The 22,228-nt window shown below is 70.7% G+C and carries 1 protein-coding gene and 1 pseudogene; both read left to right on the top strand.

The genetic code is table 11. From position 1 onward, the window contains the following. Positions 1 to 7 precede the first annotated feature (7 nt). Positions 8 to 9,793, top strand: a pseudogene (locus tag NON19_RS30745) (SDR family NAD(P)-dependent oxidoreductase); the annotation flags it as partial. Between the two features lie 24 nt (positions 9,794 to 9,817). Next, a partial coding sequence (locus NON19_RS30750) for a type I polyketide synthase (protein ID WP_255932466.1) occupies positions 9,818 to 22,228 on the top strand: 12,411 nt, incomplete at its 3' end.

Below are 22,228 nucleotides of genomic sequence, written 5' to 3' on the forward strand. Positions count from 1 at the left end.
TGCAAATGAAGAGAAGCTCCTCGACAACCTCAAGTGGGTCACCACTGAGCTGCGCCGTGCCCGTCGCCGCCTCCAGGAGGTGGAGGCGGACGCACAGGAGCCGATCGCGATCGTCGGGATGAGCTGCCGGTACCCCGGTGGCATCGGCTCGCCGGAGGACCTGTGGCGGCTGGTCGCGGAGGGCGGGGACGCGATCTCCGGCTTCCCGACGGACCGCGGCTGGGACCTCGAGGGACTGGCCGACCCCGATCCGGAGAAGAAGGGCACCTTCTACAACACCGGCGGTGGATTCCTCACCGGCGCGACCGAGTTCGACCCGGGCTTCTTCGGTATCAGCCCGCGCGAGGCGCTGGCGATGGACCCGCAGCAGCGGATTCTGCTGGAGACCTCCTGGGAGGCCTTCGAGCGCGCGGGTATCGACCCGGCCAGCCTGCGCGGCAGTCACACCGGTGTCTTCGTGGGCGCCAGCTCCATGGGCTATGGAGCCGACCTGAAGGAGGCTCCGGAGGACCTGGAAGGGCTGTTGCTGACCGGCAGCGCCACCAGCGTGCTGTCCGGCCGGATCGCCTACAGCTTCGGCCTCGAAGGCCCGGCCGCCACCATCGACACCGCCTGCTCCTCGTCGCTGGTGGCCCTGCACTGGGCGGCGCAGGCACTTCGGCAGCGCGAGTGCTCACTGGCGCTGGTCGGTGGTGTGACGGTGATGCCGAGCCCCGATGTCTTCGTGGAGTTCAGCCGCCAGCGCGGCCTGTCGCCCGACGGCCGCTGCCGTTCGTTCGCGGCCGGTGCGGACGGCACGGGCTGGTCCGAGGGCGTCGGCGTGCTGTTGGCGGAGCGGCTGTCGGACGCCCGGAAGAACGGCCACCAGGTGCTGGCGGTCGTGCGTGGCAGCGCCGTCAACCAGGACGGCGCGAGCAACGGCCTTACGGCGCCCAACGGCCCGTCGCAGCAGCGAGTCATCCGCCAGGCGCTGGCCAACGCCCAGTTGTCGGCCGCCGAAGTCGATGCCGTCGAGGCGCACGGCACGGGCACGACGCTCGGCGACCCGATCGAGGCGCAGGCTCTGATCGCCACCTACGGGCAGGACAGGTCCGCCGAACGGCCGTTGTGGCTGGGGTCGTTGAAGTCCAACCTCGGCCACGCACAGGCGGCGGCGGGCGTCGGCGGCGTCATCAAGATGGTGATGGCCATCCGGCACGGTGTGCTGCCCAAGACCCTGCACATCGATGAGCCGACGCCCAACGTTGACTGGTCGACGGGCGCCGTCTGCCTGCTCACCGAGGCGCGGCCCTGGCCGCAGACCGGCCACCCGCGCCGGGCGGGCGTCTCCGCGTTCGGTGTGAGCGGCACCAACGCGCACACCATCATCGAGCAGGCACCGGAAGCGGAAGCCACCGAGCCCGACCCTCGGTCACAGCGCCACCCGGTGCTGCCGCTGGCGCTGTCCGCCAGGACACCGGACGCGCTGCGCGCCCAGGCGGAACGGCTCACCAGCCACCTCAAGGCGACCGACCTCGAACCGCTCGACGCCGCCTACTCCTTGGCGCTGACCCGTTCCGCCCTGGAGCGGCGTGCGGTGGTCGTCGCGGCCAACCGCGATGAGCTGCTGCGCGGCCTGGATGCGTTGGCGGAGGGTGACAGCGCTGCGCAGGTGGCGCTGGGCACGGCCGCCGAGGGCAAGGCGGCGTTCCTGTTCACCGGGCAGGGCAGCCAGCGCCTGGGGACGGGACGGGAGCTGTACGCGACCTATCCCGTCTTCGCCGCGGCGCTGGATGAGATATGCGGGCACTTCGAAATGCCTTTGAAGGAGGCGTTGTTCGGTGCCGACGCTGGACTGCTGAACCAGACCGCCTACACCCAGCCCGCGCTGTTCGCCGTTGAGGTGGCGTTGTTCCGGCTCGTTGAGTCATGGGGGCTGAAGCCTGACTTCCTGGCCGGGCACTCGATCGGTGAGTTGGCGGCGGCGCATGTCGCCGGTGTGCTGTCGCTGGCGGACGCCTGCACGTTGGTGGCCGCTCGCGGTCGCCTGATGCAGAAACTGCCGGGCGGCGGTGCGATGGTGGCGGTGCAGGCGGCGGAGGACGAGGTGCTGCCGCTGCTGGTCGAGGGCGTGGGCATCGCCGCGATCAACGGGCCCACGTCGGTCGTCATCGCGGGTGACGAGCCCAAGGTCCTGCGGATCGCTACGGGCTTCGAGGAGCAGGGTCGTAAGACCAAGCGCCTGACCGTCAGCCACGCCTTCCACTCCCCGCACATGGACGGCATGCTGGACGCCTTCCGCGAGGTTGCCGCCAGCCTCACCTACCACGCCCCCCGCATCCCCATCGTCTCCAACCTCACCGGCAAGCTGGTCACCGCCGAGGAGATCACCGCGCCGGACTTCTGGGTCCGCCACGTCCGCCAGCCGGTCCGATTCCTCGACGGCACACGGACACTGGAGGCCGAGGGCGTAACGACATACGTTGAACTCGGCCCGGACGGCGTCCTGACCGCCATGGCCCAGGAGTGCGTCGCACGGCCGGAAGACGCGGGATTCATCCCCGTCCTGCGCGGTGGCCGTCCCGAAGCGGAGACCCTGACCACTGCACTCGCCGAGGCCCATGTGCGGGGCGTGTCCGTGGACTGGGCGGCGTACTTCGCCGGTACCGGGGCGCGCCGGGTCGAGCTGCCCACGTATGCCTTCCAGCACCAGCGCTACTGGCTGGAGCCCGGCGCGCGGCTGGGGGACGTCACGTCGGTTGGTCTGGAGGCGGCCGACCATCCGCTGCTGGGTGCGGCGGTGCCGCTCGCCGACTCCGACGGTGTGGTGTTCACCGGGCGGCTCTCCCGTACGACGCACCCGTGGCTGGCGCAGTACGCGGTGTCCGGCACACCGCTGCTGCCCGGTGCCGCCTTGGTGGAGTTGGCGGTACGCGCCGGAGACCACGTCGGCTGCGAGCGGCTGACGGAGTTCGCCCTGGACGCCCCGCTGGCCTTCGCCGAGGGCGCCGCGGTACGGCTCCAGGTCGTGGTGGGCGCCGCCGACGCCGATGGGCATCGCCCGATCACCGTGGCGTCGCGCCCCGAGGGCGACCTTGCCTGGACCCGCCACGCCACCGGCACTCTCGCACCCACCGCGCCCCAGCCGTCCTTCACCCTGACGCAGTGGCCGCCAACGGGCGCCGAACCACTCGAAGTCACCGAACTCCACGGCCGGTTGCGGTCGTCCGGACTTGACTGCGGGCCGCTGTTCCAAGGGCTCGCGGCAGCGTGGCGGCGTGGCGACGAGGTGTTCGCCGACGTGCGGTTGCCGCAGGACGCCGACCCGCAGGCCTTCGGACTGCACCCGGCCCTGCTGGAAGCCGCCGCACACGCCGCGCTGCTCGACCACACTGCCACCGGCCCGCTCGCCCCGGCGACCTGGCACGGCGTCTCGCTGTACGCGACCGGCGCGACCGAACTGCGGGTCCGGCTCGCGCCCGAGGCGGACGGCGCCGTCTCACTGCAGCTGGCCGACGCGACCGGCGCACCGGTGGCCTCCGTCGAACGGCTCCGGCTACGGCCGCTGCCCACCAACCCGCAGGCACGCGCCACGCGGTCGCTGTTCGAACTCGAATGGACGCGACTTCCGCTACCGACCGCCGTCGAGCTGCCGACCGCTGCGGTACTGGGCGAGTCTGACTCGCTCGCACTCGAATCCGCCGTCGCGTACCCGGACTTCGACGCGCTGCGCCTGGCCGTTGACGAGGGCGCGACGGTGCCGGAACTCGTCCTCGTGCCGGGCCGGGCCGACGATGTGCACGGCGCCGTGCACCGGGCGCTTGCGTTGGCCCAGGCATGGCTGGCGGACGAGCGGTTCACCGGCTCGCGGCTGGTGTTCGTGACGCGCGCAGCCGTGACCGTGGCCGGGGACGAGGCGGTCGACCCGGCGCAGGCCGCCGTGTGGGGGCTGGTGCGGTCAGCGGAGACCGAGAACCCGGGACGGTTCGTCCTGCTGGACGTGACGGGACCGCACGTCCCGCACCACGCCCTGACCCACTCCGAACCGGAACTGGCAGTCCGCGACACGACCGTGTTCGCACCCCGCCTCGCCAGGCACACCCCCAACACCGGGAACACCGCGCGCCCCCTCGACCCGGACGGCACCGTCCTCATCACCGGCGGCACCGGAACCCTGGGCGCCCTGGTCGCCCGGCACCTGGTCACCGAACACGGCGCACGCCGACTGCTCCTGCTGAGCCGCCGAGGCGCCGCCGCACAAGACGCCGCCCAACTCACCACGGAACTCGCAGAATTGGGCGCCGAGGCGACCGTCGCCGCCTGCGACGCCGCCGACCGGGAAGCGCTCGCCGCCGTGCTCGCCGACATCCCGGCCGAGCACCCGCTGACCGCCGTGATCCACACCGCCGGCGTGCTGGACGACGGCGTCATCGAGTCGCTGACGCCCGACCGGGTCGACCGGGTGCTGCGGCCGAAGGCCGACGCCGCATGGCATCTGCACGAGCTGACCCGTGAGTCGGACCTGTCGGCGTTCGTGCTGTTCTCCGCCGTCGCCGGAGTGCTCGGCAGCGCGGGCCAGGCCAACTACGCCGCCGCCAACGCCTACCTGGACGCCCTCGCCCAGTACCGCACGGCACACGGACTCCCGGCGACTTCGCTGGCCTGGGGACTGTGGGCCGAGGCCAGCGGCATCACCGGCGACCTGACCGAGGCCGACCTACGGCGGCTGGCCCGCGGCGGAATGGGCGCGCTGTCCTCAACGGAGGGCATGGCCCTGTTCGACACCGCCCTGCGCACGGACCGCCCGGTGCTGGTTCCGGCCCGGATCGACCTGGACGCGGTGCGGGCCGCCGCTGGCACCGCACCCGTACCGGCGATGTTCCGCGCCCTGGTCCGCACCCGGGGTCGACGCACCGTGCGGCTGGGCGGCGGATCCCCGCTCGCCGAGCGGCTGCGTCCGCTGTCCGCCGCCGAACGGGGCCGGACGCTGCTGGAGTTGGTGCGCTCGCGGGTGGCCGCTGTCCTCGGACACACCGGACCCGAGGCGGTCGAAGCCACCCGGGCGTTCAAGGAGTTGGGCTTCGACTCGCTCACCGCGGTGGAACTGCGCAACCGCCTGAACACCGCCACCGACCTGCGGCTGCCCACCTCGCTGGTCTTCGACTACCCGAACCCCACCGTGCTCGCCGACCACCTGCTCGGCGAACTCCTGGGCACCGAGCCCGAAGTGGCCGCCACGACCACACCGGCCGCTGGCGCCGACGAGCCGATCGCGATCGTGGCCATGAGTTGCCGCTACCCCGGCGGCGTTGGATCCCCCGAGGAACTATGGCAGTTGCTCGCCTCCGGGGCGGACGCCATCACCGCGTCCCCGCCCAACCGCGGCTGGCAGCTGGACGCGACCGCCTTCGCGGGCGGTTTCCTGCATGACGCCGACCAGTTCGACGCCGCCTTCTTCGGCATCTCGCCGCGTGAGGCGCTGGCGATGGACCCGCAGCAGCGGCTGCTGCTGGAAACCTCGTGGGAGGCGTTCGAGCGGGCGGGCATCGACCCGGTGACGCTGCGCGGCAGCCGGGCCGGTGTCTTCGTCGGCGCCGCGTACGGCGGTTACGACGCGGGGCTCGACCAGACGGAGGGCGTCGCTGGCCATGTGATGACCGGCAACGCGGCCAGCATCATGTCCGGCCGGGTCGCCTACGCCTTCGGCCTGGAAGGCCCGGCGGTGACCGTGGACACCGCGTGCTCGTCGTCGCTGGTCGCGCTGCACTGGGCGATCCAGGCGCTGCGCAACGGCGAGTGCACGATGGCGTTGGCCGGTGGCGTGACGGTGATGTCGACGCCCGGCAACTTCACCGAGTTCAGCCACCAAGGCGGACTGTCCGGTGACGCCCGCTGCAAGGCGTTCGCGGCGGCGGCGGACGGTACTGGCTGGGGTGAGGGTGTGGGCATGCTGCTGGTGGAGCGGCTGTCCGACGCCCGTAGGAACGGTCACCCTGTGCTGGCGATCGTGCGCGGAAGTGCGGTGAACCAGGACGGTGCGAGCAATGGGCTGACGGCGCCCAATGGTCCCTCGCAGCAGCGGGTGATCCGGCAGGCGTTGGCGTCCGCTGGTCTTTCGGCGGCGGATGTTGATGTGGTGGAGGCGCACGGTACGGGTACGACGCTAGGCGACCCGATCGAGGCGCAGGCGCTGCTGGCCACGTATGGGCAGGGCCGGCCGGAAGGTCGGCCGCTGTACCTGGGTTCGATCAAGTCCAACATCGGTCATACGCAGGCAGCCGCCGGTGTCGCCGGAGTCATCAAGATGGTGCTGGCGATGCGGCACGGCACGCTGCCGCAGACCCTGCACGTCGATGAGCCCACGCCGCACGTGGACTGGTCAGCCGGTGACATCGACCTGCTGACCGAGGCCCGGCACTGGCCGGAGAGCGGGCGCCCGCGCCGGGCGGGCGTCTCCTCCTTCGGCATCAGCGGCACCAACGCGCACACCATCCTCGAACAGGCACCCGCCGACGCCGACGCGCGGACGAAGGCGGTTGAACTGCCTTGTGTGCCCGTCGTGCTCTCCAGCAAGGAGGAAGCCGGGCTACGCGCCCAGGCCGAGCGGCTGCGGTCACATCTCGACACGGACCCCGAGCCGCACCTCACCGACGTGGCGTTCTCGCTGGCCACCGGCCGCGCGGCATTCGAGCACCGCGCGGCGCTGGTGGCGGGGGAGCGCACGACGCTGCTCGCCGGACTGGAGGCGTTGGCCGAGGGACGGTCGGCGGCGGGCGTGGTCCAGGGCAGGGCAGCAGACGCCAAGCTGGCGTTCCTGTTCACCGGTCAGGGCAGTCAGCGGCTGGGGATGGGACGGGAGTTGTATGACACGTATCCCGTCTTCGCCGAGGTGTTGGACGAGGTGTGCGGGCATTTCGAACTGCCGCTGCGGGATGTGATCTTCGGGGCTGATGGCGGCCTGTTGGATCAGACGGCTTACACGCAGCCTGCGTTGTTCGCGGTTGAGGTGGCGTTGTTCCGGCTCGTTGAGTCGTGGGGGCTGCGGCCTGACCTCCTGGCTGGGCATTCGATCGGTGAGTTGGTGGCGGCGCATGTGGCGGGTGTGTTGTCGCTGGATGATGCGTGTGCGTTGGTGGCGGCGCGTGGTCGTTTGATGCAGGAGCTGCCGGGTGGCGGTGCGATGGTGGCGGTGCAGGCGGCGCAGGATGAGGTCGCTGAGCTGCTGGGCGATCGGGTCGACATCGCGGCGGTCAACGGTCCTACGTCGGTGGTGATCGCGGGTGATGAGCCGACGGTGTTGGAGATCGCCGCGGGTTTTGAGGAGCGGGGTCGTAAGACCAAGCGCCTGACTGTCAGCCATGCCTTCCACTCGGTTCACATGGACGGCATGCTGGCCGACTTCCGCAAGGTGGCCGAGGGTCTGACCTACCAGGCCCCGCGCATCCCGATCGTGTCCAACCTGACCGGCACGTTGGTCACCGCCGAGGAGATCTGCCTGCCTGATTTCTGGGTCCGGCACGTGCGCGAGGCCGTACGGTTCCTTGACGGCATTCGCGCGCTGGAGGCCGAGGGCGTGACGACGTATGTCGAACTCGGCCCGGACGGCGTGCTCTCCGCCATGGCGCAAGAGTGCGTGACGCAAGACGGTGCCGTGTTCGTCCCCGTACTGCGCGCTGGACGCCCGGAACCCGAGACCGTGACCACCGCCGTGGCCACCCTGCACGTCAACGGTGTGCCCGTCGACTGGGAGTCGTACTTCACCGGAACCGGCGCCCGGCGCGTCGACCTGCCCACCTACGCCTTCCAACGCCGTCGCTTCTGGCCGGAACCCATGGTCACCGCGGCCACCGACGACAGCCACCGCTACCGCGTCATCTGGAAGCCGACGCCCGACACCACTCCGCAGCGGCTGTCCGGTAACTGGCTGGCGCTGATCCCGTCCGCCCTGGCGAACGACCCGTGGATCACCACCGTCACCGAGGCGTTGGGTGAGCGCGGGGCGCGGATCGTACCCGTGCACGTGCAACAGACGCTGACGGCCGAGCAGTTGCGTACGGCGGCGGACGGAGAGCCGGTCGCCGGGGTGCTGTCGCTGCTGGCGCTGGACGAGCAGCCGCACGCCGAGCAGCCCTCGGTGCCGGTCGGCCTGGCGCTGACGGCGGAGCTGGCGCAGGCACTGGAGGCCGGAGCGCTCGACGCACCGCTGTGGTGTGTGACGCGCGGCGCGGAGTCGGTGGGCGCCACCGACCGGCTGCTCAGCCCGGCCCAGGCGCAGGTCGCCGGGCTCGGCCGGGTCATCGCCCTGGAGCAGCCGGAGCGTTGGGGCGGTCTGGTCGACCTGCCGGAGGCCCTGGACGCGCGGGCCGCCGACCGGCTCGTGGGCGCCCTGGCGGACGGCGGCGACGAGGACCAATGGGCCATCCGACCCGCCGGACGCTTCGTGCGGCGGCTGGCCCACGCACCGCGCAGCGCCGCGACATCCGACTGGTCGCCGCGCGGAACGGTACTGGTCACCGGCGGCACCGGCGCCCTGGGGCAGCACGTCGCCCGCTGGCTGGCCCGGCACGGTGCCGAGCGGATCGTCCTGGTCAGCCGTCGCGGCCAGGACGCCCCGGGTGCGCCGGAACTGGGCGCGGAGCTGGCCGAGTTCGGCGTCACGGCGACGTTCGCGGCCTGCGATGTCGCCGACCGCGAAGCGCTGCGGGCGCTGGTCGAGCAACTGGCGACGGACGGCACCCCGGTGCGCGCCGTGGTGCACGCGGCAGGCATCTCCCAGCCGCCCGGTACCGGCGGTGAACTGCCGGACTTCGCGAACATCGTCGCCGCGAAGACGGCGGGCGCGATCCACCTGGACGCCCTGTTCGCGGACGACTCGCTGGACGCGTTCGTGCTGTTCTCGTCCATCGCCGGAGTCTGGGGCAGCGGCGGCCAGGGCGCCTACGCTGCGGCGAACGCGTTCCTCGACGCGCTCGCCGAGCAGCGCCGGGCCCGAGGGCTCAAGGCGACCGCGATCGCCTGGGGCCCTTGGGCGGACGGCGGCATGGCGGCCGAGGGAGACGCCGAAGAGCAGCTACGGCGCCGTGGACTGCCGCCCATGGCACCCCAGTTCAACCTCGCGGCACTGTCCGAGGCGGTCGTCGGCGGGGACACCACGGTGACCGTCGCCCATGTCGACTGGTCCCGGTTCGCCCCGGCGTTCACCGCCGCCCGTCCCCGCCCGCTCATCGCCGACCTGCCCGAGGTCCGCGACGCGTTGGCGGCCGACACCGAGACCACATCGCAACGGCCCTTCGGGCTGCGCGACCGGCTCGCGGAACTGGCCGCCGCCGACCGGCTGCCGACCATGCTCGACCTGGTCCGTACCCAGGTGGCCGCGGCACTGGGGCATGATTCCCCGGACGCCATCGAACCGGGCCGCGCATTCAAGGAGTTGGGCTTCGACTCGCTCACCGCCGTCGAGCTGCGCAACCGGCTGGGCACCGCCACCGGACTGCGGCTGCCGACCAGCCTGGTCTTCGACTACCCCAACCCCACCGTCCTGGCCCGGCACCTGCTGGGCGAGCTGCTCCCGGACAGCACCCCGGACCAGCCGCAGGACACCGACCCGCAGGAAGCCGAGCTGCGCCGACAGCTGATGGCCATCCCGCTGGGCCGCATCAGGGAGGCGGGACTGCTGGAGACCCTGCTGGAACTCGCCAACCCCCAGCAAACCCCTGCCCACGGCATGGACGTTGAGGGGGCGTCCCCCGACGACATCGACGGGATGGACGTGCAGCATCTGATCGATATGGCGCTCGACAGCAATCAGCCCTGACGTGCCCGAAGTGCGGAGAACATCATGACCACCCCCAACGAAAAGATCGTTGAAGCGCTACGGGCCTCGCTCAAGGAAACCGAGCGGCTGCGCCGACAGAACCAGCAGCTCACCGAGGCATCGCGGGAACCCATCGCGATCATCGGCATGAGCTGCCGGTTCCCCGGCGGAGTGCGGTCGCCCGAGGACCTGTGGCGGCTGGTCGCCGACGGCGGGGACGCGATCTCCGGCTTCCCGACCGACCGTGGGTGGGACATCGATTCGCTGTATGACCCGGACCCGGAACGGGAAGGCACGTTCTACGCGCGCGAGGGCGGCTTCCTGCACGACGCCGCCGACTTCGACCCGGCGTTCTTCGGCATCTCGCCGCGTGAGGCGCTGGCGATGGACCCGCAGCAGCGGCTGTTGCTGGAAACCTCGTGGGAGGCGTTCGAGCGGGCCGGGATCGACGCGGCGGCGTTGCGCGGCAGCCGGGCCGGTGTCTTCGTCGGCGCCTCCTCCCAAGCCTACGGCGCCGGTCAGTACGACCTGCCGGAGGGCGTCGAGGGGCATCTGCTCACAGGCACCGCGTCCAGTGTGGTGTCAGGGCGGCTCGCCTACGTCTTCGGACTCGAAGGCCCCGCGGCCACCATCGACACCGCCTGCTCGTCCTCCTCCGTCGCGCTCCACCTCGCCGTACAGGCACTGCGCCAGGGCGAGTGCTCGCTCGCCCTGGCAGCAGGTGTGACGGTACTGGCCACGCCCGATGTCTTCGTGGAGTTCAGCCGCCAGCGCGGCCTGTCGCCCGACGGCCGCTGCAAGTCCTTCGCGGCGGGCGCGGACGGTACGGGATGGTCAGAGGGCGTCGGTGTGCTGCTGGTGGAGCGGCTGTCCGACGCCCGACGCAACGGGCACCCGGTACTGGCGGTGGTGAGCGGCTCGGCCGTCAACCAGGACGGCGCCTCCAACGGATTGACCGCGCCGAACGGCCCCTCGCAGCAGCGAGTCATCCGGCAGGCGCTGGAGAACGCCCGGCTCACCGCCGACCAGATCGACGCCGTCGAGGCCCATGGCACCGGCACTCGGTTGGGCGACCCCATCGAGGCACAGGCGCTGATCGCCACCTACGGCCAGGAGAAGTCGGCCGAACGACCGCTCTGGCTGGGCTCGTTGAAGTCCAACCTCGGCCACACCCAGAACGCCGCGGGCGTCGCCGGAATCATCAAGATGGTGATGGCCATCCGGCACGGCGTGCTGCCGAAGACCCTGCACATCGATGAGCCGACACCGGACGTCGACTGGTCGGCGGGCGCGGTTTCGCTGCTGACGGAGTCGATGCCGTGGCCGGAGACCGGCCAGCCGCGCCGCGCGGGCGTCTCGGCCTTCGGGGTCAGCGGCACCAACGCCCACACGATCATCGAGCAGGCCCCAGAGGCGGACACCACGGACGGGGAGGCCGCCGCGCTGCCGGTTGTGCCGGTGGTCTTGTCGGCCAAGGGCATGGACGCGTTGCGTGAGCAGGCACGTCGGCTCCGTGACCACGTGCTGGCGGATGGCGACGCAAGCCTGGCGGGTGTCGGCTACTCGCTGGCGGTTGGCCGGTCAACGTTCGAGCGTCGGGCTGCGGTCGTCGCACCGGACCGTGACCGGCTTGTCGCGGGCCTTGAGGCACTGGCCGAGGGCCGTGGCGCGGCCGGAGTCATCGAGGGCACGCCGGGCGGCGGTAAGTTGGCGTTCCTGTTCACCGGTCAGGGCAGTCAGCGGCTGGGGATGGGCCGGGAGCTGTACGAGGCCTACCCCGTCTTCGCGCAGGTGTTGGACGAGGTGTGCGGGCATTTCGAACTGCCGCTGCGGGATGTGATCTTCGGGGCTGATGGTGGCCTGTTGGATCAGACGGTTTACACGCAGCCTGCGTTGTTCGCGGTTGAGGTGGCGTTGTTCCGGCTTGTTGAGTCGTGGGGGCTGCGGCCTGACTTCCTGGCTGGGCACTCGATTGGTGAGTTGGTGGCGGCGCATGTGGCGGGTGTGTTGTCGCTGGATGATGCGTGTGCGTTGGTTGCGGCTCGTGGTCGTTTGATGCAGGAGCTGCCGGGTGGCGGCGCGATGGTGGCGGTGCAGGCGTCCGAGGACGAGGTGTCTGCCGTATTGACCGATCGGGTCGACATCGCTGCGATCAACGGTCCTACGTCGGTGGTGATCGCGGGTGACGAGTCGGCCGTGTTGGAGATCGCTGCGGGCTTCGAGGCGCAGGGTCGTAAGACCAAGCGCCTGACCGTCAGCCACGCGTTCCACTCGCCGCACATGGACGGCATGTTGGAGGCGTTCCGCGAGGTGGCGTCGGGGCTGACGTTCAACGCACCCTGTATCCCGATCGTCTCCAACCTCACCGGCGCCCTGGCCACCGCCGAGGAGATCTGCGACCCCGACTTCTGGGTCCGGCACGTCCGCGAGGCCGTCCGGTTCCTTGACGGCATCCGCGCCCTGGAGGCCGAGGGCATCACCACATACGTCGAACTCGGCCCGGACGGTGTGCTGTCCGCCATGGCGCAGGACTGCGTAACGTCGGGCGGCGCAAACTTCGTCCCCGTACTGCGGCGCAACCGCTTCGAACCCGAAACCGTCACCACCGCCCTCGCCCAAGCTCACATCAGCGGCTTCCCCATTGACTGGAAGACGTACTTCGCGGGAGCCCGCCGGGTAGAGCTGCCCACCTATGCCTTCCAGCGCCAGCGCTACTGGCTGGAGCCGGGTTCCCGCGTCGGTGATGTGACCTCCGCCGGGCTTGAGGCGGCCGATCACCCGCTGCTGGGCGCGGCCGTGCCGCTCGCCGACTCCGACGGGTTCCTGTTCACCGGACGCCTCGGTCTCGACACCCACCCCTGGCTTGCCGACCACGCGGTCATGGACACCGTCCTGCTCCCCGGAACCGCCTTCGTGGAGCTGGCGATACGCGCGGGCGACCAGGTCGGTTGCGATCGGCTGGCGGAACTCACCCTGGAGGCGCCCCTGGTGCTGCCGGAGCGCGGTGGTGTCCGCTTCCAACTCGTGGTCGGTGCGGCGGACGGCGCCGGTTTCCGTTCCTTCAGCCTTTCCTCCCGGCTCCAGGACGCCCCCGTGGAGGAGCCCTGGACCCGGCACGCCACCGGCGTACTGGCCTCCGGAGCCGAGCAGCCCAGTGGCGACGTGCTCGCCGAGTGGCCGCCGAAGGGCGCCGAGGAACTGGACGTGGCGGGCCTGTACGAGGAGCTGTCCGCAACCGGGCTGCGGTACGGCCCGACCTTCCAGGGCCTGCGGGCGGCCTGGCGGCGCGGCGCCGAGGTCTTCGTCGAAGTGCGGCTGCCCGAGGCGGCCGAGTCGCAGGCCGCCGAGTTCGCGCTGCACCCCGCGCTCCTCGACGCCGCGCTGCACGGGCTCGGGCTGGGCGTGCTGGGTGACGCCGACGGCGGACGGCTGCCGTTCGCCTGGAGTGGCGTGTCGCTGCACGCCAGTGGCGCCTCCGAGCTGCGGGTGCGGCTGGTGCCGACCGGTGCGCAGGGCGTGCGGCTGGAGATCGCCGACGTGACCGGCGCCCCGGTCGCGACGGTCGAGTCGCTGGTGCTGCGCGCGGTGTCCGCGGAGCAGGTACAGGCGGCGCGCGCCGCGTACCACGAGTCGGTGTTCCGCCTCGACTGGCTGGAACAGCCGACGGCGCAGCAGCCAGCTCACCTGTCGCTGGCGGTGCTTGGGGATGACACCCTGGGCCTGGGCGCGGACACCTACCCGGACCTGGCCGCGCTGGCGGACGCGGCTTCTGTGCCCGACCGGGTGCTCGTCTGCCTGCCGCCCACGCAGGAGGTACGCGCGGCGGTCGGCGGTGCGCTGGAGCTGGCGCAGGCGTGGCTGAACGACGCACGGTACGCCGGATCGCGGCTCGTCATCGTGACCCAGGGCGCGGTGGCGGCCGGTGCGGACGAGACCGTTGATCCGGTACTGGCCGCGGTCTGGGGCCTGATCCGGTCCGCCGAGTCGGAGAACCCGGACCGCTTCGTCCTGCTCGACCTGGACGACCGGCCCGAGTCACGGCAGGCACTTCCCGCCGTACTGGCCGTGGACGAACTCCAGTTGGCGGTGCGCGGCGGCGTGCCGCGGGCGCCGCGACTGGCCCGGGTCGCCGCCGAGGCCGACGTGGCGCCGCGCCCGTACGACTCGGACGGCACGGTGTTGATCACCGGCGCATCGGGCATGCTGGGCGGACTGTTTGCCCGGCACCTGGTGGCCGAGCACGGCGTACGGCATCTGCTGCTGCTCAGCCGTCGCGGCCCCGCCCCCGAACTGCTCGCCGAACTAGGCGAGTTGGGCGCTCAGGTCACCTCGGCTGCCTGCGATGTGGCCGACCGGGAGGCGCTGGCCGAGGTGCTGGCCGCGATACCCGCCGAGCACCCGTTGACCGCTGTGGTGCACACGGCGGGCGTGTTGGCCGACGGCATCCTCGCGTCCCAGTCGCCCGAGGGCGTCGACCGGGTGTTCCGGCCCAAGGTCGACGGTGCCTGGCATCTGCATGAGCTCACCCGTGACCTGGACCTCTCCTCGTTCGTGCTGTTCTCCAGCACCTCCGGCGTGTTCGGCGGCCCCGGCCAGGCCAACTACGCGGCGGCGAACGCGTTCCTCGACGCCCTCGCCCAGCACCGCCGTGCCCTCGGCCTGCCCGCCACCTCGCTGGCCTGGGGCCTGTGGGGCGAATCGGGCGGTATGGCGGCCGCGTTGGACGAGACCGACATCCGGCGACTGCGCCGCTCGGGACTGCCCCCGCTGTCCACCGCCGAGGGCCTGGAACTGTTCGACCTCGCGCGGGCCCACACAGACCAGCCGCAACTGACGCTGATGCGGGTCGACATCTCCGCGCTGCGTACCCAGGCCGCCGCGGGCGCCATGTCGCCGTTGCTGCGCGGACTCGTCCGCACCCCGATGCGGCGCGCGGCGGGTGGCGCAGCGGCCGGGCTCGGCGGCGAGTCCGCACTGGCCGGGCAACTGGCGGCCCTGACCGGGCCGGAACAGGACCGGCTGCTGCTGGACCTGGTACGTACCCAGGTCGCCGCGGTGCTCGGCTACCCGGGACCGGCCATGGTTGAATCCGGCCGAGCCTTCAAGGAGTTGGGCTTCGACTCGCTCACCGCCGTCGAACTGCGCAACCTCCTCGGCGACGCCACAGGGCTACGGCTGCCCGCCACGCTGGTCTTCGACTATCCGACCTCCGCGGCGCTCGCGGAATTCCTGCGCACCGAACTGCTCGGCGACCAAGGCGAGTTGGCCGCACAGATCGCGCGGGTCGACGATGACGATCCGATCGTGATCGTGGCGATGAGCTGCCGCTTCCCCGGCGGCGTGCAGTCACCCGAAGACCTCTGGCAGCTGGTGGCATCCGGCGGCGACGGCATCTCCGGGTTCCCCACCGACCGCGGCTGGGACCTGGACGCGCTCTACAGCGCCGACCCGGACCGCGAAGGCACCAGCTATGCGCGCGAGGGCGGCTTCCTGCACGACGTGGCCGACTTCGACTCGGCGTTCTTCGGCATCTCGCCGCGTGAGGCGCTGGCGATGGACCCGCAGCAGCGGCTGCTGCTGGAAACCTCGTGGGAGGCGTTCGAGCGTGCGGGTATCGACCCGACGACGCTGCGCGGCAGCCGCACCGGAGTGTTCGTCGGCTCCAACGACCAGGACTACCTGACGCTTTGGCTGCAGGACCCCGACGGCCTCGAAGGACACCTGGGCACCGGCAACGCGGCGAGCGTCGCCTCCGGACGCATCTCCTACACGTTCGGCCTTGAGGGTCCGGCCCTCACCGTCGACACCGCCTGCTCCTCCTCGATCGTGACGCTGCACCTGGCCGCCCAGGCACTGCGCAACGGCGAGTGCACGCTGGCGCTGGCCGGAGCGGTCACGGTGATGTCCACACCCGGTGCGTTCACCGAGTTCAGCCGCCAGCGCGGACTGGCCGAGGACGGCCGCATCAAGGCCTTCGCCGCTGGCGCCGACGGCACGAGCTGGTCGGAAGGCGTCGCGATGCTGCTGGTGGAGCGGCTGTCCGACGCGCGCAGGAACGGCCACCCGGTACTGGCCGTACTGCGCGGCAGTGCCATCAATCAGGACGGTGCGAGCAACGGCCTTACCGCGCCGAACGGTCCGTCGCAGCAGCGCGTCATCCGGCAGGCGCTGGCCGCAGCCGGACTGTCGGCACGTGACGTGGACGCCGTGGAGGCACACGGCACCGGCACCACCCTCGGCGACCCCATCGAGGCGCAGGCACTGCTGGCCACCTACGGCAAGGACCGGCCCGAGGGACGCCCGCTGTACCTCGGCTCGGTGAAGTCCAACATCGGCCACACCCAGGCCGTGGCCGGTGCCGCCGGAGTCATCAAGATGGTGATGGCGATCCGGCACGGTGTGCTGCCGCAAACACTGCACGTGGACGAGCCCACACCGCACGTCGACTGGTCAGCGGGTGACATCACCCTGCTGACCGAGTCCGTTGAGTGGCCGCGGACGGGCCAGCCGCGCCGCGCCGGTATCTCCTCGTTCGGCTACAGCGGCACCAACGCACACGCCATCATCGAGCAGGCACCGCCCGTTGACACCGCCCCCGGCGCGGAGCCGTCGACGCACCTGCCGTACGTTCCGGTCGCACTGTCCGGCAAGTCGACGGCCGCACTGCGCGCGCAAGCCGAGCGACTGCACAGCCACCTTGCGGCCGAGCCCGCCCTGGGACTGCTGGACGTCGCATACTCCCAGGCGGTAACACGCGCCGCGCTGGACCGTCGTGCGGTGATCGTGGCCCCCGGGCGGGACGAACTGCTCTCCGGCCTGGCCGATCTCGCAGCGGACCGTACATCCGCCACGCTGGTGGAGGGAACCGCCACCGAAGGCAAGGTGGCGTTCTTGTTCACCGGTCAGGGCAGTCAGCGGCTGGGGATGGGACGGAAGCTGTATGAGACGTATCCGGTGTTCGCTGAGGCGTTGGATGCGGTGTGTGAGCGGTTTGGTGGGCCGCTGCGGGATGTGATCTTCGGGGCTGATGGTGGCCTGCTGGATCAGACGGCTTATACGCAGCCTGCGTTGTTCGCGGTTGAGGTGGCGTTGTTCCGGTTGGTGGAGTCGTGGGGGCTGCGGCCTGACTTCCTGGCTGGGCATTCGATCGGTGAGTTGGTCGCCGCGCATGTGGCGGGTGTGTTGTCGCTGGATGATGCGTGTGCGTTGGTGGCGGCGCGTGGTCGTTTGATGCAGGAGCTGCCGTGCAGCGGTGGGGCGATGGTGGCGGTGCAGGCCTCGGAGGACGAGGTTGCGCCGCTGCTGGTTGAGGGCGTGAGCATTGCTGCGATCAATGGGCCGTCGTCGGTGGTGATCGCGGGTGACGAGTCGGCCGTGTTGGAGATCGCTGCCGGTTTTGAGGCGCAGGGGCGTAAGACCAAGCGGTTGACCGTCAGCCATGCGTTCCATTCGCCGCACATGGACGGCATGGTGGAGGCGTTCCGCGAGGTGGCGTCGGGGCTGGCGTTCGACGCGCCCCGCATCCCGATCGTCTCCAACCTCACCGGCGCCGTGGTGTCCGCGGATGAGATCTGCTCGCCGGAGTTCTGGGTGCGGCATGTTCGGGAGGCCGTGCGCTTCCTGGACGGCGTGCGGGCGTTGGAGGCGGAGGCAGTCACGACCTACGTCGAGTTGGGCCCGGATGGTGTGTTGTCGGCGATGGCGCAGGAGTGTGTCACGGCCGAGGGTGCGGTGTTCGTGCCGGTGCTTCGGGGTGGGCGTGGTGAGGCGGAGACGCTGACGGCTGCGGTTGCCCGGGCGCATGTGCGTGGGGTGGCCGTGGACTGGGAGGCGTTCTTCGCGGGCACGGGAGCGGCCCGGGTCGCGCTGCCGACGTATGCCTTCCAGCGGCGCCGCTACTGGCCCGAGCTCACGCTTGCGGCTGGTCGTCCTTCGGGTGTGGCCGGTTGGCGTTATCGGGTGTCGTGGCGTGCGTTGGGTGGGGTTTCTGCGGCGTCGCGGTTGTCGGGTGAGTGGTTGGTTGTGGTGCCGGAGGTGGGGGCTTCGGCGGATGTGGTGGCGGGGCTGGCTGAGCGTGGGGCTGGTGTCCGTGAGGTGGTGTTCGCGGCGGATCGTGGGGTGTTGGCGGAGCGGCTTGCCGGTGTGGGTGGTGGGCTTGTTGGTGTGGTGTCGGTGTTGCCGGGTGTGGTGTCGACGGCTTGTTTGGTGCAGGCGTTGGGTGATGCCGGTGTGGTGGCGCCGTTGTGGTGTGTGACGCGGGGTGCGGTGTCGGTTGCGGCGTCGGACCGGTTGGGGGATGTGGCTCAGGCTGGGGTGTGGGGTCTGGGTCGGGTTGTGGGGTTGGAGCATCCTGAGCGTTGGGGTGGGTTGGTTGATCTGCCGGAGACGGTGGATGGGCGGGCGTTGTCCCGGTTGGTGGGGGTGCTGGCGGGTGCGGCTGGTGGGGAGGACCAGGTCGCGGTGCGTTCGGCTGGGGTCTTCGGGCGTCGGCTGGTGCGGGCGGTGGAGGCTGCGTCTGTCGGTGAGCGGTGGGTGCCGAGCGGCACCGTGCTGGTCACCGGTGGCACGGGCGCGTTGGGTGCCGAGGTCGCCCGCTGGCTGGTGGACAACGGTGCCGAGCATGTTGTGTTGACCAGCCGCCGTGGCATGGACGCCCCCGGAGCGGCCGAACTCCACGCGGAGTTGACCGCCACCGGAGCCCGGGTGACCATCACGGCCTGCGACGCGGCCGATCGCGATGCCCTCGCCGAAGTGCTCACCACCATCCCGGCCGAGCACCCGCTCACTGCCGTCGTTCATGCGGCAGGCGTGCTGGACGACGGAGTGCTGGACGCCCTGACGCCCGAGCGTTTCGAGTACGTGTGGCGGGCGAAGGCAGTCTCCGCGCTCAACCTGCACGAGCTGACCCGCGACCTCGACCTCTCGGCCTTCGTGCTGTTCTCCTCGATCAGCGGCACGCTCGGCAGCACCGGCCAGGCCAACTATGCCGCCGCGAATGCCTACTTGGACGCGCTGGCCGAGCAGCGTCGCGCCGACGGCCTGCCCGCCACATCGGTGGCCTGGGGACCGTGGGCGGACGGCGGCATGGCGGCCGATGGGGAACTGGACCGTCGGATGCGGTTGGGCGGTGTGCCGCCGATGGCCGTTGACCTGGCGATCGACGAGCTGCAACACGCCCTCGACCAGGACGAGACGGTGCTGGCCGTCGCCGACATCGACTGGGAGCGGTTCACACCGGGCTTCACCGCCGTACGCCCCAGCCCGCTGCTGGCCGAAATCCCCGAAGCACGCAGCACCGCTGCCGCCCTGCCCGAAGGTGGTGCACGGTCGTCGTTGGTCCAACGGCTCATCGGGCTGCCGGAAGCGGAACGGGAACGCGTCACCCTGGAACTTGTCCGTACGTATGTGGCGGAGGTGCTGGGGCACTCCGACGTGGAGGAGGTCGAAGCCCGGCAGGCCTTCAAGGAACTCGGTTTCGATTCGCTGACGGCGGTGGAGTTGCGCAACCGTCTTGGCGCGGCCACCGAACTGCGTTTGCCCGCCACGTTGATCTTCGACTATCCGACCCCGGCCGCGCTGGCCGAGTACCTGCGTACCGAACTCCTGGGCGGCGCGCAGGCCGCGGTCACCGGTCCCGTTGTCAGGGCAGTGGACGACGATCCCATCGCGATCGTGGCGATGAGCTGCCGGTTCCCCGGCGGCGTGCGGTCGCCGGAAGACCTGTGGGAGCTGCTGGCCTCCGGCGGCGACGCGATTTCCGGGCTGCCCATGGACCGTGGCTGGGATGTCGAATCGCTCTACGACCCCGACCCGAACGCCCAGGGCACGATGTACACGCGCGAGGGCGGCTTCCTCTATGACGCGGCCGACTTCGACCCGGCCTTCTTCGGTATCTCGCCGCGTGAGGCGCTGGCGATGGATCCGCAGCAGCGGCTGCTGCTGGAAACCTCGTGGGAGGCGTTCGAGCGGGCCGGGATCGACCCGGTGACCTTGCGCGGCAGTCAGGCCGGTGTCTTCGTCGGCACCAACGGCCAGGACTACCTCTCCCTGCTGCTGCAGGAACCCGAGGGCCTCGAAGGACACTTGGGCACGGGCAACGCCGCGAGCGTGGTCTCCGGTCGGCTTTCCTACGTCTTCGGTCTCGAAGGCCCGGCGGTGACCGTGGACACCGCGTGCTCGTCGTCGCTGGTCGCGCTGCACTGGGCGATCCAGGCGCTGCGCAACGGCGAGTGTGACCTGGCACTGGCGGGCGGTGTGACGGTGATGTCCACTCCCGGCACCTTCATTGACTTCAGCCGTCAGCGTGGTTTGGCGGCGGATGGCCGGGTCAAGGCGTTCGCGGCTGGCGCCGATGGCACCGGTTGGGGTGAGGGTGTGGGCATGCTGCTGGTGGAGCGGCTGTCCGACGCCGGTAGGAACGGTCACCCTGTGCTGGCGATCGTGCGCGGAAGTGCGGTGAACCAGGACGGTGCGAGCAATGGGCTGACGGCGCCCAATGGTCCCTCGCAGCAGCGGGTGATTCGGCAGGCGTTGGCGTCCGCTGGTCTTTCGGCTGTGGATGTGGACGCGGTGGAGGCGCACGGTACGGGTACCACGTTGGGTGACCCGATCGAGGCGCAGGCGTTGCTGGCCACGTACGGGCAGGACCGGCCGGAGGGTCGGCCGCTCTACCTGGGTTCGATCAAGTCGAACATCGGTCATACGCAGGCGGCGGCTGGTGTGGCCGGGGTCATGAAGATGGTGCTGGCGATGCGGCACGGTCTGCTGCCGCAGACGCTGCACGTGGATGAGCCGACGCCGCACGTGGACTGGGCGGCCGGTGAGATCGCGCTACTGACCGAGGCCGTGCCGTGGCCGGAGACGCAAGGCCCACGGCGGGCTGGCATCTCGTCGTTCGGCTTCAGTGGCACCAACGCACACACGATCATCGAGCAGGCTCCCGAGGCGGATGTTCCTACGGCAGACGTGGATGTCGCGATGCCGGTGGTACCGGTGGTGCCGGTGGCCCTGTCGGCCAAGGGATCGGATGCCCTGCGCGATCAGGCACGGCGACTTCGCGGCCACGTGCTGACTGACGGCGATGCAGGTCTGGCTGATGTCGGTTTCTCGTTGGCGGTTGGCCGCTCGGCCTTTGAGGACCGCGCGGTGGTCGTCGCTCATGACCGCGACGAGTTGCTGGCTGGTCTGGAGGCTCTGGCTGATGGGCGTGACGCGGCTGGGCTGATTCAGGGTTCGCCGATCGGCGGCAAGGTGGCGTTCCTGTTCACCGGTCAGGGCAGTCAGCGGCTGGGGATGGGACGGGAGCTGTATGACACGTATCCCGTCTTCGCCGAGGCGTTGGACGAGGTGTGTGAGCGGTTTGGTGGGCCGCTGCGGGATGTGATCTTCGGGGCTGATGGTGGCCTGCTGGATCAGACGGCTTATACGCAGCCTGCGTTGTTCGCGGTTGAGGTGGCGTTGTTCCGGTTGGTGGAGTCGTGGGGGCTGCGGCCTGACTTCCTGGCTGGGCATTCGATCGGTGAGTTGGTCGCCGCGCATGTGGCGGGTGTGTTGTCGCTGGATGATGCGTGTGCGTTGGTGGCGGCGCGTGGTCGTTTGATGCAGGAGCTGCCGTGCAGCGGTGGGGCGATGGTGGCGGTGCAGGCGTCCGAGGACGAGGTTGCGCCGCTGCTGGTTGAGGGCGTGAGCATTGCTGCGATCAATGGGCCGTCGTCGGTGGTGATCGCGGGTGACGAGTCCGCCGTGTTGGAGATCGCTTCCGGTTTCGAGGCGCAGGGTCGTAAGACCAAGCGTCTGACCGTCAGCCATGCGTTCCATTCGCCGCATATGGACGGCATGTTGGAGGCGTTCCGTGAGGTGGTGTCGGGGCTGGCGTTCGACGCGCCGCGTATCCCGGTCGTCTCCAACCTCACCGGCGCCCTGGTCACCGCCGAGGAGATCTGCGACCCCGACTTCTGGGTCCGGCACGTCCGCGAGGCCGTCCGATTCCTCGACGGCATCCGCGCCCTGGAAGACCAGGGTGTGACAACCTACGTCGAACTCGGCCCGGATGGTGTGTTGTCGGCGATGGCACAGGAGTGTGTCACGGCCGAGGGTGCGGTGTTCGTGCCGGTGCTTCGGGGTGGGCGTGGTGAGGCGGAGACGCTGACGGCTGCGGTTGCCCGGGCGCATGTGCGTGGCGTGGCCGTGGACTGGGAGGCGCTCTTCGCCGGTACCGGCGCACGCCGCGTGGACCTGCCGACGTATGCCTTCCAACGCCAGCGCTACTGGCCGGAGATCTCCACGGGGTCGCAGGACGAGTCGGTTGACGGTTGGCGTTATCGGGTGTCGTGGCGTGCGTTGGGTGGGGTTTCTGCGGCGTCGCGGTTGTCGGGTGAGTGGTTGGTTGTGGTGCCGGAGGTGGGGGCTTCGGCGGATGTGGTGGCGGGGCTGGCT

This window comes from Streptantibioticus rubrisoli (assembly GCF_024436055.1).
GTDB classification, from domain to species: Bacteria; Actinomycetota; Actinomycetes; order Streptomycetales; family Streptomycetaceae; genus Streptantibioticus_A; species Streptantibioticus_A rubrisoli.